General features: G+C 45.4%; 1 pseudogene. It reads left to right on the top strand.

The annotated features are described in order from the left end of the window. Nucleotides 1–538, top strand: a pseudogene (locus R7Z50_RS30580) (ABC transporter permease); the annotation flags it as partial.

Raw genomic sequence — 538 nt, 5'->3', positions numbered from 1 at the left:
ATCCTGTCGCAATGATCCCCCTTCAGCACGGCAAGTCACTTAATGAGATGCCCGTTCTCTCCTTGATGAAGCCGCCGTATCCGATTTTGATCAGTCAAGATTTGGCGTCTTACATGAACTGGCAAGACGGCGACTTTATTGAGTTGAATGACGGCAGTCGTCTTGGCCCTGTTCAAGTGGATCAAAACAAGCTCTTATCAGGTACACGTTTAGTTACCGACATTTCTTTATTAAGAATGTTGAAGCGAAGCTCGGGCCTTTCAGCGATTTCATGTGGCGAGATGCCAGAAGAAAAACTGATCGCATTAAAAAACATACTGCCAAATGGCATGACTTTGGTTCGAAACACTCGTACTGAGCTTGAATCTTTGACCAAAGCATTCCACATGAACCTAACCGCGATGGGGATGCTGTCATTTTTGGTTGGACTGTTCATCTTCTATCAAGCGATGTCATTGTCTTTTATTCAGCGTCAGCGATTAGTCGGCATTTTGCGTCAAACCGGTGTGAATGGAACCCAATTGGCGCAAGCGCTATT

Source organism: Vibrio sp. 1249-1, from assembly GCF_033340495.1.
Note: the sequence above shows the minus strand (reverse complement) of the source record. Positions and strands in the feature narration are given on the sequence as shown.